Genomic DNA, 363 nt, shown 5'->3' with positions numbered 1-363 from the left:
ATGCCGATCAAAGGAACGTCGTCGGAGACCGACACGTTCACCGTGCCCTCGGCTGTGTCGCCGTCCGTATCGGAGGCGATCACCTTGACCAAGCCGAGGCTGGCAAGGTCGTCGGCATTGATGCCGGGGTGGCTGGCGTAGTTGTCGTTCAGCGTCGCCGTCACCGTCGCGCTGTCGCCGTTGCGCACCAGGTCGAGCGTGATGATCGCCACACCGCCGGCGCGGCCGATGATCTGCGTGTCGGAGACGCGATCCCAGGTCAATCCGCCCGTAAGGCCGCTGGTGTTGCCGAACACGATCGTCGCGATCGCATCCGAACCGGCCGTAAAGCCGATCGTGCCGCTGCTCGTGTCCGAACCGGCC

Annotated in this window: 1 protein-coding gene; it reads right to left on the bottom strand. The window is 65.8% G+C overall.

Going from position 1 to position 363, the window contains the following annotated elements; genetic code table 11:
* The coding region (locus ACTJKM_RS36095) for a hypothetical protein (RefSeq protein ID WP_440661899.1) at positions 1-363 on the bottom strand (363 nt) is incomplete at both ends.

The sequence above is a fragment of the Ensifer sp. 22460 genome, from assembly GCF_052044935.1.
GTDB lineage: Bacteria > Pseudomonadota > Alphaproteobacteria > Rhizobiales > Rhizobiaceae > Ensifer.
The sequence above is the reverse complement of the archived record's forward strand: the minus strand, read 5'-3'. Positions and strand labels throughout refer to the sequence as shown.